Annotated in this window: 15 protein-coding genes and 6 pseudogenes; 7 read left to right on the top strand and 14 right to left on the bottom strand. The window is 71.1% G+C overall.

From position 1 onward, the window contains the following. Nucleotides 1-334, bottom strand: a 334-nt coding sequence (locus RIN75_RS36180) for an AraC family transcriptional regulator (RefSeq protein ID WP_309116592.1), incomplete at its 3' end; no start/stop codon positions are given. Nucleotides 335-452: 118 nt separating this feature from the next. Here RIN75_RS36180 and RIN75_RS36175 point away from each other — a divergent pair. Continuing rightward, nucleotides 453-1,469 (top strand): aldo/keto reductase, encoded by a 1,017-nt coding sequence (locus RIN75_RS36175; RefSeq protein ID WP_309116591.1) that lies wholly within the window; start codon nucleotides 453-455, stop codon nucleotides 1,467-1,469. 194 nt (nucleotides 1,470-1,663) lie between these two features. After that, nucleotides 1,664-2,482 (top strand): annotated as a pseudogene (locus tag RIN75_RS44305) (TCP-1/cpn60 chaperonin family protein); the annotation flags it as partial. A 505-nt stretch (nucleotides 2,483-2,987) separates the two neighbouring features. On the opposite strand, the pseudogene RIN75_RS44300 reads toward RIN75_RS44305, so the two are convergent. Beyond that, a pseudogene (locus RIN75_RS44300) lies at nucleotides 2,988-3,197 on the bottom strand (lantibiotic dehydratase); the annotation flags it as partial. A gap of 13 nt (nucleotides 3,198-3,210) precedes the next feature. After that, nucleotides 3,211-3,798: a DM13 domain-containing protein gene (locus RIN75_RS36165; protein WP_375296067.1), complete on the bottom strand. Its 588-nt coding sequence runs from the start codon at nucleotides 3,796-3,798 to the stop codon at nucleotides 3,211-3,213. A 171-nt stretch (nucleotides 3,799-3,969) separates the two neighbouring features. Here RIN75_RS36165 and RIN75_RS36160 point away from each other — a divergent pair, with 171 nt between their 5' ends. The 3 genes from RIN75_RS36160 to RIN75_RS36150 all read left to right on the top strand — a co-directional run bounded on the left by RIN75_RS36160 (nucleotide 3,970) and on the right by RIN75_RS36150 (nucleotide 6,439). Then, nucleotides 3,970-4,224, top strand: a complete 255-nt coding sequence (locus tag RIN75_RS36160; RefSeq protein ID WP_309116595.1) for a hypothetical protein — start codon at nucleotides 3,970-3,972, stop codon at nucleotides 4,222-4,224. Between the two features lie 500 nt (nucleotides 4,225-4,724). After that, nucleotides 4,725-6,188 (top strand): carboxylesterase family protein, encoded by a 1,464-nt coding sequence (locus RIN75_RS36155; protein ID WP_309116589.1) that lies wholly within the window; start codon nucleotides 4,725-4,727, stop codon nucleotides 6,186-6,188. A 128-nt stretch (nucleotides 6,189-6,316) separates the two neighbouring features. Beyond that, complete coding sequence (locus RIN75_RS36150) at nucleotides 6,317-6,439, top strand: FCD domain-containing protein (RefSeq protein ID WP_309116588.1); 123 nt, start codon at nucleotides 6,317-6,319, stop codon at nucleotides 6,437-6,439. A gap of 1 nt (nucleotide 6,440) precedes the next feature. Here the strand turns inward: RIN75_RS36150 and RIN75_RS36145 are convergent, their stop codons facing one another. Continuing rightward, nucleotides 6,441-7,487 carry an alpha/beta fold hydrolase gene (locus RIN75_RS36145; RefSeq protein WP_309116587.1) on the bottom strand — a complete coding sequence of 349 codons (1,047 nt, stop codon included), beginning with the start codon at nucleotides 7,485-7,487 and terminating at the stop codon, nucleotides 6,441-6,443. A 75-nt stretch (nucleotides 7,488-7,562) separates the two neighbouring features. Between RIN75_RS36145 and RIN75_RS36140 the strand changes: the two genes are divergently transcribed. Then, a complete protein-coding gene (locus tag RIN75_RS36140; protein ID WP_309116586.1) occupies nucleotides 7,563-8,462 on the top strand; it encodes a LysR family transcriptional regulator in 900 nt (299 codons plus the stop codon). Between the two features lie 397 nt (nucleotides 8,463-8,859). On the opposite strand, the pseudogene RIN75_RS44295 reads toward RIN75_RS36140, so the two are convergent. The 5 genes and pseudogenes from RIN75_RS44295 to RIN75_RS36115 form a co-directional block, all read right to left on the bottom strand. Further along, nucleotides 8,860-8,976: pseudogene (locus tag RIN75_RS44295) on the bottom strand (phytanoyl-CoA dioxygenase family protein); the annotation flags it as partial. Then, nucleotides 8,973-9,377, bottom strand: a complete 405-nt coding sequence (locus tag RIN75_RS36130) for a transposase (RefSeq protein ID WP_309116584.1) — start codon at nucleotides 9,375-9,377, stop codon at nucleotides 8,973-8,975. The pseudogene RIN75_RS44295 and the gene RIN75_RS36130, both read right to left, overlap by 4 nt. 188 nt (nucleotides 9,378-9,565) lie before the next feature. After that, nucleotides 9,566-11,521 (bottom strand): FAD-dependent oxidoreductase, encoded by a 1,956-nt coding sequence (locus tag RIN75_RS36125; RefSeq protein ID WP_309116583.1) that lies wholly within the window; start codon nucleotides 11,519-11,521, stop codon nucleotides 9,566-9,568. A gap of 460 nt (nucleotides 11,522-11,981) precedes the next feature. After that, complete coding sequence (locus RIN75_RS36120) at nucleotides 11,982-13,091, bottom strand: NAD(P)-dependent alcohol dehydrogenase (RefSeq protein WP_309116582.1); 1,110 nt, start codon at nucleotides 13,089-13,091, stop codon at nucleotides 11,982-11,984. A gap of 10 nt (nucleotides 13,092-13,101) precedes the next feature. After that, entirely contained in the window at nucleotides 13,102-14,580 is a 1,479-nt protein-coding gene (locus RIN75_RS36115; RefSeq protein ID WP_309116581.1) for an aldehyde dehydrogenase family protein, read from the bottom strand. 67 nt (nucleotides 14,581-14,647) lie between these two features. On the opposite strand from RIN75_RS36115, the gene RIN75_RS36110 reads away from it, so the two are divergent. After that, a complete protein-coding gene (locus RIN75_RS36110) occupies nucleotides 14,648-15,067 on the top strand; it encodes a MarR family transcriptional regulator (RefSeq protein ID WP_309116580.1) in 420 nt (139 codons plus the stop codon). Between the two features lie 119 nt (nucleotides 15,068-15,186). Here RIN75_RS36110 and RIN75_RS36105 read toward each other — a convergent pair. The 5 genes and pseudogenes from RIN75_RS36105 to RIN75_RS44290 all read right to left on the bottom strand — a co-directional run. After that, nucleotides 15,187-15,456: pseudogene (locus RIN75_RS36105) on the bottom strand (oxidoreductase); the annotation flags it as partial. A 182-nt stretch (nucleotides 15,457-15,638) separates the two neighbouring features. Beyond that, nucleotides 15,639-16,370, bottom strand: coding sequence for a hypothetical protein (locus tag RIN75_RS36100; RefSeq protein ID WP_309116578.1), 732 nt, complete (start codon nucleotides 16,368-16,370; stop codon nucleotides 15,639-15,641). A 73-nt stretch (nucleotides 16,371-16,443) separates the two neighbouring features. Further along, the gene (locus RIN75_RS36095) at nucleotides 16,444-16,809 is read right to left on the bottom strand and encodes a hypothetical protein (protein ID WP_309116577.1); all 366 of its coding nucleotides are present in this window, start codon (nucleotides 16,807-16,809) and stop codon (nucleotides 16,444-16,446) included. Between the two features lie 212 nt (nucleotides 16,810-17,021). Next, nucleotides 17,022-17,153, bottom strand: a pseudogene (locus tag RIN75_RS36090) (ATP-binding protein); the annotation flags it as partial. Between the two features lie 158 nt (nucleotides 17,154-17,311). Beyond that, nucleotides 17,312-17,419, bottom strand: a pseudogene (locus tag RIN75_RS44290) (hypothetical protein); the annotation flags it as partial. Between the last annotated feature and the right edge of the window lie 525 nt (nucleotides 17,420-17,944).

Raw genomic sequence — 17,944 nt, 5'->3', positions numbered from 1 at the left:
GCGGCGCGGCGGGGCCGAGTTCCAGCAGCAGTTCGGTGAGGATCCGCTTGTCCAGCGCCAGGACCGCCGAGCGGTAGGGCACCTGCTCGAAGACCGCGGTGACCGGCAGTTGCAGGGTGTTGAGCAGTATCCGGCGGGTGGGCACGCTCCAGCTGTGCGAGCCCGCGACGGTGCGCTTGGCGCCGGCGGCGATGAAGCTCACCATCGGCTCGTACAGCAGACGGCTGGGCGGCAGCGGTTCGTCGGTCGCGACCAGCGACAGCCGGGGCACCGCGGTGGTGGTCCACGGGCCGTCGCGGTGGTCGGTGATCGCCTGGGCGAGACGGTCCAGCATGCGGTTCCCTCGACTGCCCGGTCCGCGCTCCGCACGCCGACCACGGTGAGACGATCAGGCAATCATACGCGAACGCTGCCCAATGACCTGCGGATACGTCGATCTTAGCGTCAGGGGCATGAACGCACAGCACGACACGGAGCGCGCCATGCCGGTCCGCTCGCTCGGCTCGCAGGGCCTGACCTCGTCAGCGCTGGGTCTGGGCACGATGGGGATGACCATGGGGTACGGCCCTGCCGATCCCGAAGGCGGGATCGCCGCCATCCGCCGCGCTTTCGAGCTCGGCGTCACCCACTTCGACACCGCCGAGCTGTACGGGCTGGGCAGCGGCACGAGCGAGCAACTGCTCGGGCGGGCGGTCGAGGACTTCCGCGACGAGGTGGTCCTGGCCACCAAGTTCGGCTACGACCTGACCGACATGAGCCGCTTCGGCCGCGCCTTCGACAGCCGGCCCGAGCACATCCGCGCGGTCGTGGAGGCCAGCCTGCGGCACCTGGGCACCGACCACGTCGATGTCCTCTACCAACACCGCGTCGACCCGAACGTGCCGATCGAGGACGTCGCCGGCACCGTCGGCGAGCTCGTGGCCGAAGGCAAAGTGCGGTTCTTCGGCCTGTCCGAAGCCGGCCCGGACGCCATCCGCCGCGCCCACGCCGTCCACCCGGTCTCGGTCCTGCAGACCGAGTACTCGCTGTTCGAACGCTCCGTCGAGGCCGAGGTGCTGCCGACGGTCCGCGAGCTGGGCATCGGCTTCGTCGCCTGCTCCCCGCTTGGCCGCGGCTTCCTGACCGGGACGGCCACGCCCGCCGCCGACTACCCGCCGAACGACCTGCGCGCCCACGACGCGCGTTGGCAGCCCGGCAACTACGAAACCAACCAGGCACTTGTCCGCGACCTGGGCGCGATCGCCGAGTGGAAGGGCTGCACAGTGGCGCAGGTGGCGCTCGGCTGGCTGCTGGCCCAGGGCCGGGACATCGTGCCGATCCCCGGCACCCGCAGCGCACGGCGCGTCGCCGAGAACGTCGCCGCCGCGCACCTCACCTTCACCCCCGAAGGGCTGGACCTGATCGGCTCGCCCCTGCCGAACGGCGCGGCTGGCGACCGCTACCCCGCCCCGATGATGCCCACCTGGTAACACCGGGCCACGGGCTGGCCGATCCGTTCACCGACGAGCTCCTGTTGACGCTGCCCGATTCGGCCCCGGCGGCGGGCTACACGACGTTGCGCTACGAGGACGGGCGGCGGCTCGTCGTGGACCCGGCGGTGCGGGCGCGGCGCAAGGTCATCGTCCTGGACTGCTGCTACAGCGGACGTGCCCTGGTCGGCGGGATGAGCGCGGGCGAGCACGTGGCCGACCAGGCGGTGGTGGAGGGGACGTACCTGCTGACCGCGTCGGCCGAGACGCGCAAGGCCCTGGCACCGCCCGGTGAGGGGTACACCGCCTTCACCGGGGAGCTGGTCGAGATGCTGTCGAGGGGCGTCCCCGACGGTCCGGAACTGCTGGACCCGGACACCGTCTACCGGCGGCTGCGGGCGTCGCCGGCCGCCAAGTCCCGTCCGCTGCCGCAGGCGCGCAACCGCAACACCGGCGGTCTGATCGCGTTGGCGCGCAACCTGGCGCATCGGCGTCCGACGGCGTCTGGCACGCCGCCCCGCGAGCCGGTGGCGGTCGCGGCGTCGGACGTGGTCCGGACCGGGGCCGTGCCTCTGCGGGAGGTCTGGGAGGGTGCGCACCGGCTCGCCGACGTGGTCGGGCGGACGCTCGGTCCCGCCGGATCGGTGGTCGTCCTCGGCTCTACCACCACGGCCGACCCGCAGCGGATCTGCGCGGCGGTGACCATCGACGACCGCTGGGCCGGACTGGGCGCGGACCTCGTGCGCTCGCTGGTCGGGCGGATGAGGGGCGAGTGGTCCGATGGCGCGGCCACCGCCGTGGTGATGGCGGACTCGATGATGGCGACCGTCGCCGACGCCGTGGCCGCCGGCGTGCACCCGGCCTGCTTGAGCGCCGAGCTGGCGACGTTCGCCGAGACGGTGTCGTCGGCGCTGCGGCGCTCCGCCGTCGAGGTGGGGACCAAGGAGCAGATCGCCCTGGCCGTGCGCACCGCCACCGCCGACGCGACCGTGGGGGACCTGCTCGCCGAAGCCCTGGACAGGGTCGGCCGCGAGGGCGTGATCGTGGTGGAACCGCTCGACGCCGAGGGTCTGGAGCTGGAACTGCGGGACGGCATGTACGTGCCGAGCGTGGCGCGGCGGCACCCCGGCGACTTCCCCGAGCCCGTGGTGGCCCACGTCCGGGTGGCGCTCGGCCCGGCGCCACCGGCGCCCGGCGACGGTCGACCGGTCCTGGAGGTCGCCGTCCGCGGCGCGGAGCTGTGGGCCTCGCTGGGCGACCGCGAGGGTGTACCTGCCGGTGCCCGACCCGGCGGCCGTGCTCGGCGACCTCGCGGTCCTGGTCTCGGCGCCGGTGATGCCCGGCAACGGCAGCGCCGTCCGCGCTGCGGTCTCCCGCGCCGGGCTCTACGTGGAGGCCCACCCGCCCGTGGACCCGGTCCTCGTGGTCGAGGGGGCGCTGACGGCGGCGGTGGCGACCACGCGGCAGTTCCCGGCCTTGGCGTGAGGGCGTGGCCGCGGCGGGGTGGCCCCGTCCGGTGTCCGGGGAGAAGACGTCGGGCAGCGGCACCAGCGTGCCGGTGCCGTGCCGGTCGACGAACGCGGCGTGGTACTCGCGCCAGACCTGGATACCGGTCGGGTCCCGGTTCGTGCGCAGCACCACCATCTCCCGGGCGATGCTCTCCGGCACGCGGACGTCCCAGTCGAGCAGCGGGTCCGCGGCCGGCGGAGTGCGGCCGGCCGCGGACAGGCGCCGCAGATGGTCAAGCAGGGGTCTTGGCGAGTTCGGCGGCTCCGAAGGAGACGCTGAAGCGGGCGCACCAGATGCTCACGCTGGAGTAGCGGCTGAGATCGAAGTCGGCGGGCAGCGCGTAGTTCTGGCTGCCCTTGTTGCCTTTGAGCTTTCCGGCGCTCACGTACGCGCCGTCGTCGAACACGCTCCAGCCGTCCTTGCCCGGTTTCACCGGCGCGTCGGTGACCCAGACGTGCAGGTCGGGTCCATTGCTGGTGTCGAGGTCCTCCAGGCGCAACACCAGTGTCCCGTCGGCCGCCCGCAGGATCCGGACGGTGCCGCTGGTCTCGTGCTCGTGGCTGATCAGCGTGCCGGTCGCCAGCGTTTGCGGGCCGGACGGCGTCGGTGGCACGGTCGTGCCTTCCGGATCCGGGGATGGCTGTGTCGGGGCCGACGGGCTCTGGGGCGCCACGGCGACGTTCAAGTCCTCTTGCACGGTCTCGTCCACCCAGAGCTTCCACGGCTGGAACCAGTACATGCCCGCTGCCGCAACGACGAGGCCGACCGCCACGAGTCCGATCACCCATGGTCTTGCCCGCCTACGCAGCATCCTGTTCATCCCGCCCTCTCCACGAATCGGTCGTCTCCCTCATCCAACCGGACGGACCCCTCATTCGGGGCATCACCGCCGGTTACCGAGTTCTTACGAAGCCATCCGGGCCCGGCGAGTTCTGACTATTCCGTGACGTCGACTGATCACGCGGTCTCGCGATCCCGTTGTGCGCCATCGATGGTCAATCGCATGCAGGGAAGTCGGCAGAGGAGGCGGACTCCGTGGCGGCACGACCACCGGCCGCTTGCCCGAGCCTTGGATAAGACCTTCGACGTGCCGCTGCTCCAGGGACAGGTCATGCAGATCGTGATCGACGCGGCCGGGTTCAGCGCCGGCGAGGTGGTCAAGTTGCGCCGCGCGGTGGGCGCGAAACGCGCGCTGTCCAAGATGGACCCGCTGAACCGACGCTGCGTGCCCCCTTGGCCGCCCTGACTGTAGGCGTGCTCCGAACAGCCGCATATGCCGATGTGCGGGTAGCGGCTGATGCCATGCGCATGGAGAGGACACCGCCGGAGCCGCCGTCATGGAGCGGTTGCCCGGCCCTGACTTGCCGACCACGCCGCGTATCGACGAGATCGACGCGACCTCGGGTTGGGAATCACCCGCACGCCGCACCGCGACGGGGTCGATGCCCACGTGCTCGGAGAGCCGTCGGTATCCATGTGGAGAAGCTTCCGTGAACGGGTCGCCCTCTTGTCTCTGATCATGCTGGTGATCAGCCTGATCGGCGGCCCCGGACCCCGGCCGTCCGTGCGGCCCGCCTGTCACCGGCCGACGACCGATCAGACCTTGACGATCAACCGATCAGTTGATGTGTCCGGTGAGCGGGAACTGCCACTGTCTGGATCATGAAACGACTCCTGGGAGCGATTGTCGCTGTCGGTGCGTTGGTATTGGGTGCCGCGCCGGCCGTGGCGAGCGACAACGCCGCGGTGCGTACGGATGCCGGCCTGGTGCGGGGCACCACGAACGCGAATGTCCGTTCCTACGAGGGAATTCCCTACGCCGCGCCGCCGGTCGGTGATCTGCGCTGGCACTCGCCCGTGCCGCCGGTGCCGTGGTCGGGCGCACTGGACGCGACCCGGCCGGGCAATCGCTGTCCGCAGACCAGTGTCGGCGGCCGACCGGCCGGCGTCACCGAGGATTGCCTCTACCTCAACGTCACCACACCGCGTGCGGCCGGGAAGGCACCGGTGCTGGTGTGGCTGCACGGTGGCGGGCTCATGAACGGCGCTGGTAGCGACTACCTGCCGAACCGGCTGGTCAAGCGGGGTGGCCTGGTCGTGGTGACCGTCAACTACCGGCTGGGGAACTTCGGTTTCCTCGGCTTTCCCGGGCTCGCGAACGGCGGTGCGTTCGGTATCGAGGACCAACAGGCGGCGCTGCGCTGGGTGCGGCGGAACATCGCGCAGTTCGGTGGCGACCCGAACAACGTCACCCTGGCAGGGGAGTCCGCCGGGGCGCACTCGGTGTGCGCGCAACTCGCGTCGCCGGGCGCGGCCGGGTTGTTCCAGCGGGCGATCGCCCAGAGCACGCCATGCGTACCGGGCTCCTTCGCCGGCGCGGACTTGCGGCCGATACTGGACGTGCCGCTGTTCGTGCCGCACGAGTGGCACCAGGGGCATGGCCAGAGCGTCGCCGCTGGGCTGGGGTGCACGACACTCGAGTGCCTGCGTGGCAAGCCGGTGCCGGACCTACTCGCCGCACCGGCGTTTCCCCTGCCTGCCTTCGGAAACACGGTGCTGCCGGAGGACCCCGCGGTGGCGGTACCGGCCGGGCGGTTCACCCACGTGCCGCTGCTGACCGGCATCACGCGTGACGAGGGCACTTTCTTCGCACCACTGCTGTTCCCCGATCTCGGTCCCGATGGCTACATGGCCGCGTTGGCCGCGCATTTCGGTCCGGACGCCGCGGCGGTCGCGCAGCGGTACCCGCTAGAGGGGCACGCCGGTTCCGCGGTGCGGGCAATGGCCGCGATCATGACCGACCTCGACTGGGCCTGGCTGCAACGCGCCGCGGATCGCCAATTCGCAGCCCGGACCCCGGTGTACGCCTACGAGTTCCTCGACCGCACGGCACCGGCGATCCCCGAGTTCCCGCCCGGTGTCGAGCCGCTCGCCGCACACGGCTCCGAGCTGCGGTACCTGTTCGACCTGCGGTCCGACCAGGCGCGGTTGACAACCGCACAGCGCCGCCTGGGCGACCGGATGATCGACTACTGGGTCCGCTTCGCGACCACCGGCAACCCCAACCGGCCCGGCCTGCCGACGTGGCCCCGCGTAGACCCGGCGGGCACCACGCCATACGTACAAGGCCTCGACCTCCGCCGAATCGGGCCGTTCGACCGGGCGACGAACCACAACCTGGCCTTCTGGGACGCGCTCGCACGCCGGTGATCAGACCGCACCCTGCACAATCACGCATTTGAGCGAATGGCCGGCGATGGTGAAAGGGTTGATTTCTGGGACGTCTTCCACCGGGTCAACCACCGGCTCGGCGTGACCGACCCAACCCGATGCAGGCGGTGCGCAGGCACCGGGCCATCGTCACCGCGTTGCGCAAGCGGGACGTGGCGCGGGCCGAGGTGGCGATGGCCGAGCACTTCCGCGACCTGGACGCCCGGGTCGCGCAGCTGCGCTCCAGCTGAGCTACCGGAGCCAGCGCACCAGCTCGTCGAGCAGCCGGTCGCGGCCGCGCCCGCCCCGGTCGAGGTGGACGAAGTGGGTCGCGCCGGGCAGGTGCGCCACTCGCACCTCCCGCGCCCGGTCCAGGTCGGCGGCCAGCGTGGTCACGTCGCCCTCGCGTGACCAGAAGTCGTGCTCACCGCGCAGGACGAGCGTGCGTGCGATGATCGTGCCCGCGTGCCACAGCCGCTGCCCGGTGGCCAGCCGGAAGCTGTCCTTCATCGCGCCGGTCGGCGCGCGGAAGCTCGGCGGCTCGCGGTCGCCGGACGTCGGGTCGCTCGCCAGGGCGTGTTCGACGTACGCCTCGGCGACGCGGGGGTCGCGCCAGGTGCTCTTGTCGTCCACCGGGATGCTGGAGTCCCAGCCGGCGAGCAGGCTCGGCCCGGTCGAGAGCCGGTACGCGCCGTGCCTGGCGTCGTGGAAGTGGCCCGGTCGCGCCGGGTCTTCGTAGTCGGAGCCGCGGCCGAGCATCGGGTGGCCGTCGATCGCGCCGTACAGGCTGTTGTGGATCACGAGGTGCTCGACCCGGTCGGGGTGCTCGCTCGCGTACCAGGCGGCCCAGTGGCCGCCGGTGGCCCAGCCGACGAGGTCGACGCGGTCGTGGCGGGTGGTCCGGCGCAGCCAGTCGACGACCGCGGCGATGTCCGCCACGACCTGCTCGCCGGTGACCGCGGGCGGGTTGGCGGAGGCGGGGGCGTCGAGGGCCGCAGGTCGGTCGGACGCGCCGTAGCCGCGGGCGTCGACGATGAACACGCGGTGGCCCTTCCGCGCCAGGTCCGCGGCCAGGGAGCCGCCGGGCACGGGCAGGTCGAACGAGGCGACGCCGGGCACCCGCGCGCCGTGCAGCAGCAGCACCGGCCGGCCGCGTGCGGCGTGGGTCTGCCGCACCTCGCGGACGCCGAGGTGCCCGGCGTCGCCCCGCACCTTCCAGTCCTTGCGGACGACCTGCTCGGCGGGTGGCGCCTGGGTGATCGCGGCGGTGAGGGCGAGGGTGAGGATCGTCTTGAGCATGCGGCCAGGATGCCGCCGGCTCGGTCACCTGGTCATATTGTGCACGTAATCGGTGTCTATTGATTCGGAGGCGGTATGGATCTCAAGCACCTGCGCGCCGCCGTCGCGGTCGCCGACCACCTGCACTTCGGCCGGGCCGCCGCCGCGCTGGGCACGGCGCAGCCGCCGTTGAGCCAGACCGTCAAGGCGCTGGAGGCGGAGCTCGGCGTGTCGTTGTTCCACCGCGACACCAGGAACGTCCACGTCACGCGGGCGGGCGAGGCGTTCGTGGCCGACGCGCGGGCCGTGCTGTCCATGGTGGACGGCGCGGCACGCCGGGCGCGGGCGATGGGTCGGGGCGAGGAGGGGTCGCTGGCGATCGGCATGGTCGGGTCGTCGGTCCTGCACCCGTTGCCGATGATCATCCGCGAGTTCCGGGCGCGCTACCCGGCGGTGACCCTGTCGTTCACCGTGCTGCCGACGATGTCGCAGGTCGAGCTGCTGCGGACGGCGGCGCTGGACGTCGGCCTGCTCCGCCCGCCGCTGCCCGGTCCGGCCGACGACCTGGAGCTGGTGCCGGTGTCGCGCGAGCCGCTGGTCGCCGTGGTGCCGAACGACCACCGGTTGGCGCGGCGGCGGCGCGTGCAGGTCCGGTCGCTGGCCGGTGAGCCGTTCGTGCTGTTCCCGCGCCACCTCGGGCCGGGCCTGTACGACGAGATCGCCGCGCTGTGCCGACGTGGCGGGTTCACCCCGGAGGTCGCGCAGGAGGCGGTGCAGCTGCCGACGATCGTCGGCCTGGTGGCGGCCGGGTGCGGGGTGAGCATCGTGCCCGGCTCGGCGGCCGCGCAGGCCAGGCCGGAGGTCGCGTTCCTGCCGCTGAGCCCGACGGTGCGGCTGGTGGACCTGGCGATCGCGCTGCCGGTGGCGGGGCGGTCCCCGGTCGCCGCGAACTTCACCGCCCTGGCCCGCGACCTCACCCGGGCGCCGCGGGGGTGAGCCGGGCGTCACGAACCGGTGCGGGCGAGCCTGGTGACCGGTGTGGTGTCGCGGTCGACCAGCAAGTCCGGGCGGGTGACGTGCCGCGGCGCGTTGCGCACCGAGTTGTAGGTGATGAAGACGACGGTCCGCCGGTCGTCGGAGAGGTTGTCCGACGACGAGTGGACGATGTTCGGGTGGAACGCGGAGATGGCCCGGCAGGTCCGAGCAGCAACGCCCGCGGGTGGTCGCGCGCGAGCTCAGCGGCCTGCTCGGCGGGCACGCTGTGGGTGAGGTCGGCCGACACGTGCCCGCGCCGGTCGCCGCCCGCCACCGGCTCGGCCGCGTCCGGTGACCGCACGACGCCGGGCCGGTGCGAGCCGGACAGCACGGTGAGCGGCCCGTTGCCCTCGTGCACCTCGTCCAGGTTGATCGCGACGTTGACCGCGTCCCGCGCGGGCATGCCGTCCTCGACGGACCAGAACGCGTAGTCCTGGTGCCACGGCCACTGCCGCCCGACCTGCGGGTTCTTCAGGTTGATCTTGAATTGGCAGACGTAGGCGCGGTCGCCGACGAGGTTTCCGCGAGGTCGACCAGCCTCGGGTGTTCGCCGGGTTGGTCAGGCCGCTTGATGTCGTGGTCGGCCCCAGCGTTGGTGGCGTTCGCTGCGGATGCGTGCTTGTTCGCGGCGTTGGGCGTCGAGGATGTCGCGATGCGCCTGCGCAGCCCGGCGTTCTCGTCCTCCGGCGAGGCCGTCACCGAGGCTCTCGCGGTTGTGGGTGCCCCGGTGCGCTGTGCGTCGTCGAGCCGGATCCAGTTGCGCAGCGTCTCGTGGTTGACGCCCAGGTCCTGGGCCACCGACTTGATCGTCGCGCCTGGGCGGGACCGGTAGAGCGCGACCGCCTCGGCCCGGAACTCCGGCGGGTAGTGGTTCATCACCGTCTGAACGGGACTCCTGTCCACCCGGATCGGCAGGATCCAAGTGTGTCTGGTGTCCAACATCCGGGGTCATGCCCCGTCCCGGCGTAGCCCTCGAACATGGTCACTTTGGCGTGGTGGTACTGCCGGGCACCGTGCGTCTCCACGCTCCCGAGGCGGGGGCCGGAGCGGGGCGCAGGGGGCCGTCAGCCCGAACTCGGCGACGGCGCGCTGAGCGTGATACCAGGCTCGGTCGAGGGCGACCGCCCGGGAGCGGGCAGTGTCGTGGAGCCGAGCGCGGCTTCCAGGTGCTCCCACCGGGTGACCAGGTCCGACATCATCAGCATCAGCACGTCGGGGAAGGCGTGCAGGAAGCTTTGGTACCGGTAGTGGTCCAGGTAGAACACGACCACGTCGTCACCGAGCGCCGTGACCGACGTGGTGCGGGCGTTGAAGAACAGGTCGTAGTGGCCGAGCACGGTGCCGCGACCCACGACCGTGCGTTCGTAGATCCCGCCGAAGTCGACCTCGACCTCGCCGCGGACGACGATGAACACACCGTGCGCGGGGTCGTCCTCGCGGCAGATGGCATCGCCCGCGGCGAACGGGATCTCGTCGAACATCGAGGCGAGGGTCTCCAACTCGGAGTCCGCCAGCGAGGCGAACAGCCGCACCCCGTGCGGGTCGACGCCCTCGCGCAGGCACGCCACCCGCTCGGCCAGGTCACGCTCGTCGATGTGCGTCATCCGCAGCCGCGCGAAGCGCAGCACGCGGTCGGTGTTCCGCGACTGGCGGCGAGAGGTTCCGGCGCTCGGCGGGGTGTAGAGGGTGGGATCCCCGCTGATCCGCGCGGCTTCGCGCAGGCCCGACTCGTAGGCGCTGTGCACGCAGCCCCAGTGGTAGGGATTGGTGCCCTCGCCGGCGAAGAACAACCGGTCGCCGACCGGCTCGGCCAGCGTGCCGACGTCCTTCGACGAGGAGCCGACGCCGATGCAGGTGTACGAACCCCGCGCGAACGGGTCGGCCGACCACGCGGTGCGCGAGATGTGCTCGGGCGCGGGCGCGTCGGCGCCGAACAGGTCCTCGACGATGGTGCCGGTGTAGGCGGCGACGTCCTCGTCGGACCAGGTCTCCGCCTCACGGCCGAGCGAGGCGCCCAGCAGCAGCACCAGGACCGGTTTGCCGTGGGATTTCCACATGCTGATGACGACCGTGGGGTAGCGGTCGGTGTCGCGGCACAGGTAGCCGAAGACGTACTGGTCACGGGGCCAGAAGGGTTCGCGGTAGTGCAGGGCGATCTTGTTGAGGGTGCCGAAGCCCAGACGCGCGATCGCCGACCGCTTGGCCTCCGGCAGCGGCGGCTCGAAGCGGACCACTTCGGCCTTGAGCACGCCGAGCGGCAGCGTCACCAGCACCTTGTCCGCCTCGAAGTCACCCCGGTCGGTGGTGACGCGCACCGGCCCGGCGGTGGTGTCGATCCGCGTGACCACGTGTCCCAACCTGACGTCCAGGTCCTCGGCGAGGGCGTCGACCACCGACTGGTAGCCCTGGTGCAGCACGCTGTCGCCGTAGCCGTAGACCAGGTAGCCGTCCTCCCAGAACTGCAGGGACAGTTTGTCGGGATCCTCGGCGACGTCCTCGCGCAGGAGCACGTTGAGGTGGTAGCGGACCGCCTGCTCGTCCTCGGGAGGAAAGCGGCGCTCGGTGAAGATCCGACGCAGAGCTTCACCGAGCGAGATGTCCGGGTGCTGCTCCTTGCGTGCGATCGCCGCACGCTGTTCGAGCTCGTGCAGCACGTCGTCGGCGAGCTGGAGGGTGCGGCTCTTGTGGCGGTGGTTAGCCAGGCGGAGGTCCGCCCCGAACAGGTCCAGGCTGTCGAAGCCGCCGGTGTAGGCGCTGTCGCCGCCCACGTAGCTGTACGGGATGCCCAGGTCTTCGACCAGCTCGGTGATCGGGTTGCCGTCCGTGCCGTGGATCCAGTGCGCGCCCAGGTCGACCCCGTGCTCGTCGGTCCTGATCCGCCCGCCGACGCGGTCACGCCCCTCCAGCACCACCACGTCATGGCCGAGTCCGCGCAGCGCCCGCGCGGCGGCCAACCCCGACATCCCGGCGCCCACGACGATGACGCTGGGCAGACCGTGCCCGTCAGCTTTTCGAGACATCGCTCGATTCTCTGGTGCTCGGCAGAGGCACCGATATAGTCGGAACGAGTGCTTCCGATTGCCCCTTCCGGGTTAACCCAGGGGAACTGGCCAATCCTCCGTGGGTGTTTCCCGCAAAATGCGGGGCGAGTTCGCTTGCCGGAACCAGCGCAGACCCTTCCAGCCGCGTGATCACGGGACGTTGACCCTTCTGCGGGCCGCCGCCACTGCGAAGATCCGGGCATGAACCGCATCTCGTCGCGTCCCGCTTTTCACATGCCGTTCACCGCACGCACCAACCCCAATCTGGGCAGCACCCGGCAACACATGCGGCACTGGGCGGAACGGATGGGGATGCCAGGTGGGTGTGCGGCGCGCGAGAGCGGCGCGGTGCGGGGAGATGCGAGCCCGGCGCGCCGGCCGGCTGCCGACGCCGGCGTTGACCGGTCCGATCATCGCCGTCGCCGTCGCCGTCGCCACCTCATCCGAGCCGCAGCACCGGTTTGATCGTCACCCCCGCCAGCGCGTCGTCGACCGCCTGCTGGATCTCCCCGAACTCGTAGTGGGTGATCAGCCGGTCGATCGGCAGCCTGCCCGCGGCGACGAGATCCACGAGCACCGGGATCAGCGACTGCGTCTCGGCGTCGCCCATGGTGAGCCCGACGACCCGGCGGCCGGGCAGCATGAAGTTCACGTCGACGGGCACCTGGGTGCCGAACGCGGGTGCGCCGACGATCACCGCGGTGCCACGGGTCGCGAGCGAGGAGATCGCCACACTGAGCACGTCGGCGTTGCCGGTGGTCTCCACGACGCCGTCGACACCGCGGCCGGACGTGAGCTTCGCGAGCGCCTCGCCGAGGTCGGTGCAGGTGGTGTCGATCGTGTCGGTGGCGCCGAGTTCGGCGGCCAGCTCCAGTCGCTTCGGGACGCGGTCGACCGCGATGACCCGGGTGGCCGGGGTGAGCCGGGTCGCCATGACCGCGGAGAGGCCGACCGCGCCGGCGCCCGTGACGAGGAGGGTGGCGCCGGGCCGAGGGGCCAGCACGTTCCACACGGCACCCGCACCGGTCATGACCCCGCAGCCGAGCGGGGCGAGCAGGTCGAGCGGTGCGTCGGCGGGGGCCTTCACGACGCTGCGTTCGTCGACGACGGCGTGGTGGGCGAAGCTCGACTGACCGAAGAAGTGACCGCCGAGCGGGACGCCGTCGCGGGAGATCGGCGACGTCCCGTCGGCTCGTTCGCCGCCGATGAGGTTCGACGGCAGCCAGGTGTCGCAGTAGGCCGGGTGACCTTCGCGGCAGCGGGCGCAGTGGCCGCAGGAGGTGTAGCTCAGCAGCACCCGGTCGCCCGCGGCGACCTTGGTGACCGCGGCGCCGACCTCCTCGACGATCCCGGCGCCCTCGTGGCCGAGCACACCGGGCAGCGGGAACGGCAGGTGGCCCCCCGCGACGCCGAGGTCGGTGTGGCAGATCCCGGCGGCGATGACGCGGACGCGGACCTCGTCCGGGCGCAGGTCGTCCAGCGTCACCTCGGAGAGCGCGAACCCGGAACCGGCGGACTCGACCACGGCCGCCATCGTTGTGGTGGACATGGTTTTCTCCTCAGGCCAGGGAGATGACGACGGACTTGGTGCGCGTGTAAGCGGCGAGCGCCTCGGGGCCGTACTCGCGGCCGTAGCCCGAGTCCTTGACTCCGCCGAACGGGATTGCGGGGTCGAGCACCGCCCAGTCGTTGACCCAGACGATGCCCGCTTGCAGCCGGGCGGCCACCCGGTGCGCGCGGGCGAGGTTCTCGGTCTGTAGTCCGGCGGCGAGGCCGTAGGACGTACCGTTGGCCATGGCGATCGCCTCGTCCTCGGTGTCGAACCGCTGCACGGTCAGCACCGGCCCGAAGATCTCCTCCCGCACGACGGGGGAGCTGTCCGGCAGGTCCGCGATCACAGTGGGGTTGAAGAAGAATCCGTCGCGGTCGGCGCGCTGCCCGCCGGCGACGATCCGGCCGCCGGCCGCCTTCGCCTGTGCGACATAGCTTTCCACTTTGGACAGATGGCGTTCGCCTGCCATCGGGCCGATCACGGTCGCCGGGTCGAACGGGTCACCGAGCGGGACGTGCGGCACGGCGTCGGCGAGCGCCTCGACGACGGCGTCGTACAACGGCGCCGCGACGAGGAGTCTGGGGCCGCTCATGCAGAACTGGCCGGTGTTGAACACGAATCCCTTGATGGCCGCGCCGATTGCCTTCTCCATGTCGGCGTCCGAGAAGATGATGTGCGCCGCGTTGCCGCCCAGCTCCATCGTCATCGGCTTGAGCTGGGCTCCCGCCACGCTCGCCGCGTGCCTGCCGACGGCGGTCGACCCGGTGAAGGCCACCTTGTCGACGCCGGGGTGGCGGAGCAGGTGTTCGCCGATCTCGGCGCCGTACCCGGTCACCACGTTGACCACGCCCGCGGGGACGCCGGCCTCGGTGAGGATCTCAGCCATCAGCAACGCGCTGAGCGGCGTGTCCTCGGCCGGCTTGTGCACGACCGTGCAACCGGCCGCCAGTGCCGGGGCGATCTTCGAGCTCGACAGGATCAGCGGGAAGTTGAACGGCGTGATCGCGGCGACCACCCCGACCGGTTCGCGGCGGGTGTAGGCGTGCGCGGGGGCGGGGATCTGCCGCGTCGCCCCGTCGATGCTCTGCGCCAGCGCCGCGTAGTACTCGTACTGCTCCGCGGTCGTGTCCACGTCGACCGGGCGGCACAACGCGACCGGCTTGCCGACGTCGAGGCTCTCCACCGCGACCAGTTCGTCCGCCCTGGCCCGCACGACGTCGGCGACCCGCTGCAGGATCCGCCCGCGGTGCCTGCCCGGTGTCGCCGCCCAGCCGTCGAACGCGGCGCGCGCCGCGTCCACCGCGTCGTTCACGTCCGCCGTCCCGGCCCTGGCGACGGACGTCACCACGGATCCCGTGGACGGGTCGACGACGTTGATCCGGCTGCCTTCCGCCGGCTCCCGCCACCGGCCCCCGATGAACAACCTGCCGGGTGTGACGTCGGGGCGGCGCACCGTCGCGGTCTGCCGGTCGTCGACTGGGGTCATGTCGATTTGCCCTTCCTGTGACAGGCTTCGGGGGAGAGGGGAGCAGCAGATGGGGAAGGTGAGGCGCTTGCGTCCGTCGCTGATGTACGAGGTCAAGCAGGTGGAGCTCGCGGCACGCGCGCTGATGGACGAGGTGCTGCGTCCTGCCGGCGTGACGACCCTGCAGTACACCGCGCTGACGGTGCTGGACGGCCGCGACGGCCTCACGTCAGCGGAGCTGGCGCGGAAGTCGTTCGTGACGGCGCAGACGATGACCGACATGGTCGCCGCGCTGGAGCGGCGGGAGCTGATCGTCCGCGAGCAGGACCCCGCGCACGGCAGGAGGTTGCTGATCAGCCTCACGGACAAGGGCAGGGCGTTCCTGGACGAGCACGCCGCCGAGATCGCGGCGATCGAGGAACGGATGGTGAGCAGGCTCGACCAGAGCGAGCGAACCGCGCTGCACGACCTGCTCAACCGGTGCCGCGCCGCTCTCGCCGGTTCCTAGTGACCACGCATGGCAGCTCCTCGTCGAGCGTCGGCATCAGGTTCGCGTATATCAGGAATCCTGATATAGTAAGCATGGGTCTGCTTTGTTGAACTGTCAAGTGTTACTTGGGGTCATGCTCAGAGATCGAGCACCAGGCGCGGAGAGCGCGACCGCGACACGCAGATCGTCATCGCCTCGCCGCACTGCTGTTCCTCCGCGGTGAGAACGGGGTCGCGGTGATCGGGCTCGCCGTCGAGCGCGACCGTCTCGCAGGTGCCGCGCGTGCGTTCCTGACCCGAGGACAGCACGGACACGCCCGCCTGTTCGACCGCGTCGAGCACGGACCGGTCGGCCGGCACCCGCAGCACGGTCCCGGACTGCGCCAACTCGATCTCGAACTCCTGGCGAGTGGAGTGGCAGAGTCGCTCAGGGGTGTACCGCTTGTTGTAGACGACCACCGCGGAAGCGGCGGGCGCCGCGGTGCTCGCCACGACCCCTGCCGGCGACACCGCGGTGAACGCACGTGTCAAAACCTTCATTTCCGTCCTGTCGTTCACTCGATGGCCGCGCAGATGGCCGAACGCATGGTTCAGCTCTCCCAGATCACAGGCGACTTCTCGCAACCGTCGCCGCGGTCGTACGCGGGTGCCGCGACCTTGGAGCCGTCCGGTGCCGCGCTCAGCACGCAGGTCTCGTACTCCGCACCCGCCGTCGAGAACGCCTTGGGCGCGCTGCCGGACTCACACTTCGCCGTCTCACCGGTGATGATCACGCCGGTGCCCTTGCCGTCCGCGCCGAGGCCCCGCAGGGACACCGACGTGTAGGAGAGGTCGGTGCCGCTCAGGTTCTCGATCTGCACGCGCAGGCAGAACGGCGTGAGGTTCTTCGCCTTGTCACCGAACTTCGCGAGGTCCTCCTTCGCGCCCGGATCGATGGCGGTGAGCGTGACCGCGATCGTGCCCTTCTTCTCGCCCGAGGCGTACGGGATCACCGCACGGGCGTCGACCTTCAGCCTCGTACCGGGAGCGGTGGTGTCGCTGCCGGCGACCGGCGACGCGGTGGGCGTGCTGGTCTCCTTCGAGCCGGCGGTGGTGGTCGTCGCCTCCGTGGAGCCGGGAGTCGCCGTGCCACTGGTCTCGGCACCACAGGCCGAGAGGAGCAGACCCGCCGTCGCGGCGGCGGCGATGAACAGGGGCCACGGGCAATGTTCGCGAATTCCGACGTCACCGGCGGAGCTGTGGTGTGAATCAGTTGCGCCTGGCTGTTGTCCTGTCCGGGCGGACCCTTCGGGTTCGGCTTCGGCTTCGGGTGTTCGGGGCAAGTCTTCGGGCGTGTCCGTTTCGCTACGGATGCAAGCGGACGTCGTGAGGCACGGTTGTCTGGAGTTGCCGTTCTCAGCCGGTACCAAGGTCGGCGCTGCCGTCGCGTACGGCGAGGAACCTGTCGAGCAGATCGAACAGCACCTCGATGGCGCGGGCCTCGACGTCGGGCGCTAGCGCCCATAGGTCCTCCCAGCCTCCCGGGATGGCTATGTGGAGGACCTGTCCCGGCCACGCATGATTGCAGTCGCGTCCTCGGTAGGCGACCAGCCACTCGCGCAAACCGCGGAGTCCGGGTGCTCCAAGCCGCCTGGCGGCCTCGTCGTAGCCGGTGATGAACGCCGTCAACGCGTGGAAGGACGGTCGACCGACGAACATGCCCGGTCGTGCGGCCACGCTCGCGAAGTACTCGCGGTCGCTCATCGTGAGGTGATCGGTCATGGTATTCATTCAACCTGGCAGCGGGACGGTGCCAGACACCGCCGTGGCCCCGCGTTCACCGGACGACTGTCGGAGCTGTGTCTCTCATCGAATCCGAAAGGTTGCTCCGAACAGCGAGGAGCACCCGCTGGGCGGAGCTTGTTTCGTGCCGCGGGTCCAGCGGTGTGCCCATCCCGCAAGGCTCCGTCGGACAGGACAGCTGTGGAGCGCGATCAAGTGCCGGCTCGTGCCCTGCTGTGGGCCAGGCGGTAGGAGTCGGTGCCGGTCTCGATGACGTTGCCGCCGAAGGTGAGGCGGTCGACGATGGCGGCGCAGAGCCGCGGGTCGGTGAAGGTCTTGGTCCAGTGAACTTGCCCGCCGCTCGTGCCTGCTCCGACGCCGTCGCCCCGGGCAACGCGCCGGGCTTGCGCAGCAACGCCTCCGGATAGTGGTCCAACTCCAGCCGGGTGCCGCCCTTCGCGAGCAGCCGTTCGTGCCGGGCGACCTCGACGCGGCCGTCGAACACGACCAACTCGGAGGCGTGCAGCAGGACCCGCACCTGACGACCGATCAACCGGGCGGGCACCGAGTAGCGGTTGGTGCGGACGGTGACCTGCGCGTAGCGGTCCACGCGCGGGGCGAACCAGCGGCCGGTCTCGAACGGCTCGACCGGCAGCGGCGCCGGCAACCGGGGCCTCGGCGGCGAACATCTCCCCGATCGTGCGCGGCCGCGCCCCGATCCGCCGGTCCAGGTCCTCGCCGTCCCAGCGGTCGATCAGCTCGTTGAGCTCGGCCAGCGAGTCGACCTCCGGGACCGGGACCATGCGGTTGCGGCGGAACCAGCCGATCCGCCCCTCGACCCCGCCCCTTCTCGTGCGCCCCGACCTCGCCTGGCCGGCAGTAGAACGCCTCGACGCCCCAGTGCGACCGGAACGCCGTCCAGCGCTCGGTCTCCACCCATTGGGCGCGATGGTGAAGCGGAGGGTGTGCACGGCGGTCTTGTCGCCGTAGCGCTTGGTGAGCTGGTGTGCCTGGATCGTGACCGGGACCTCCCGGGTGTTCGGTGGGGACTGGCGACCTGATACGTCGGCTCGTCGTGGCGGGTGCCAGTGACGCGGACGACGACGTTGCCGCGCTTGGGGTCGGTGTCGACGAT

It is taken from the genome of Saccharothrix sp. (genome assembly GCF_031180885.1).
GTDB lineage: Bacteria > Actinomycetota > Actinomycetes > Mycobacteriales > Pseudonocardiaceae > Actinosynnema.
The sequence above is the reverse complement of the archived record's forward strand: the minus strand, read 5'-3'. Positions and strand labels throughout refer to the sequence as shown.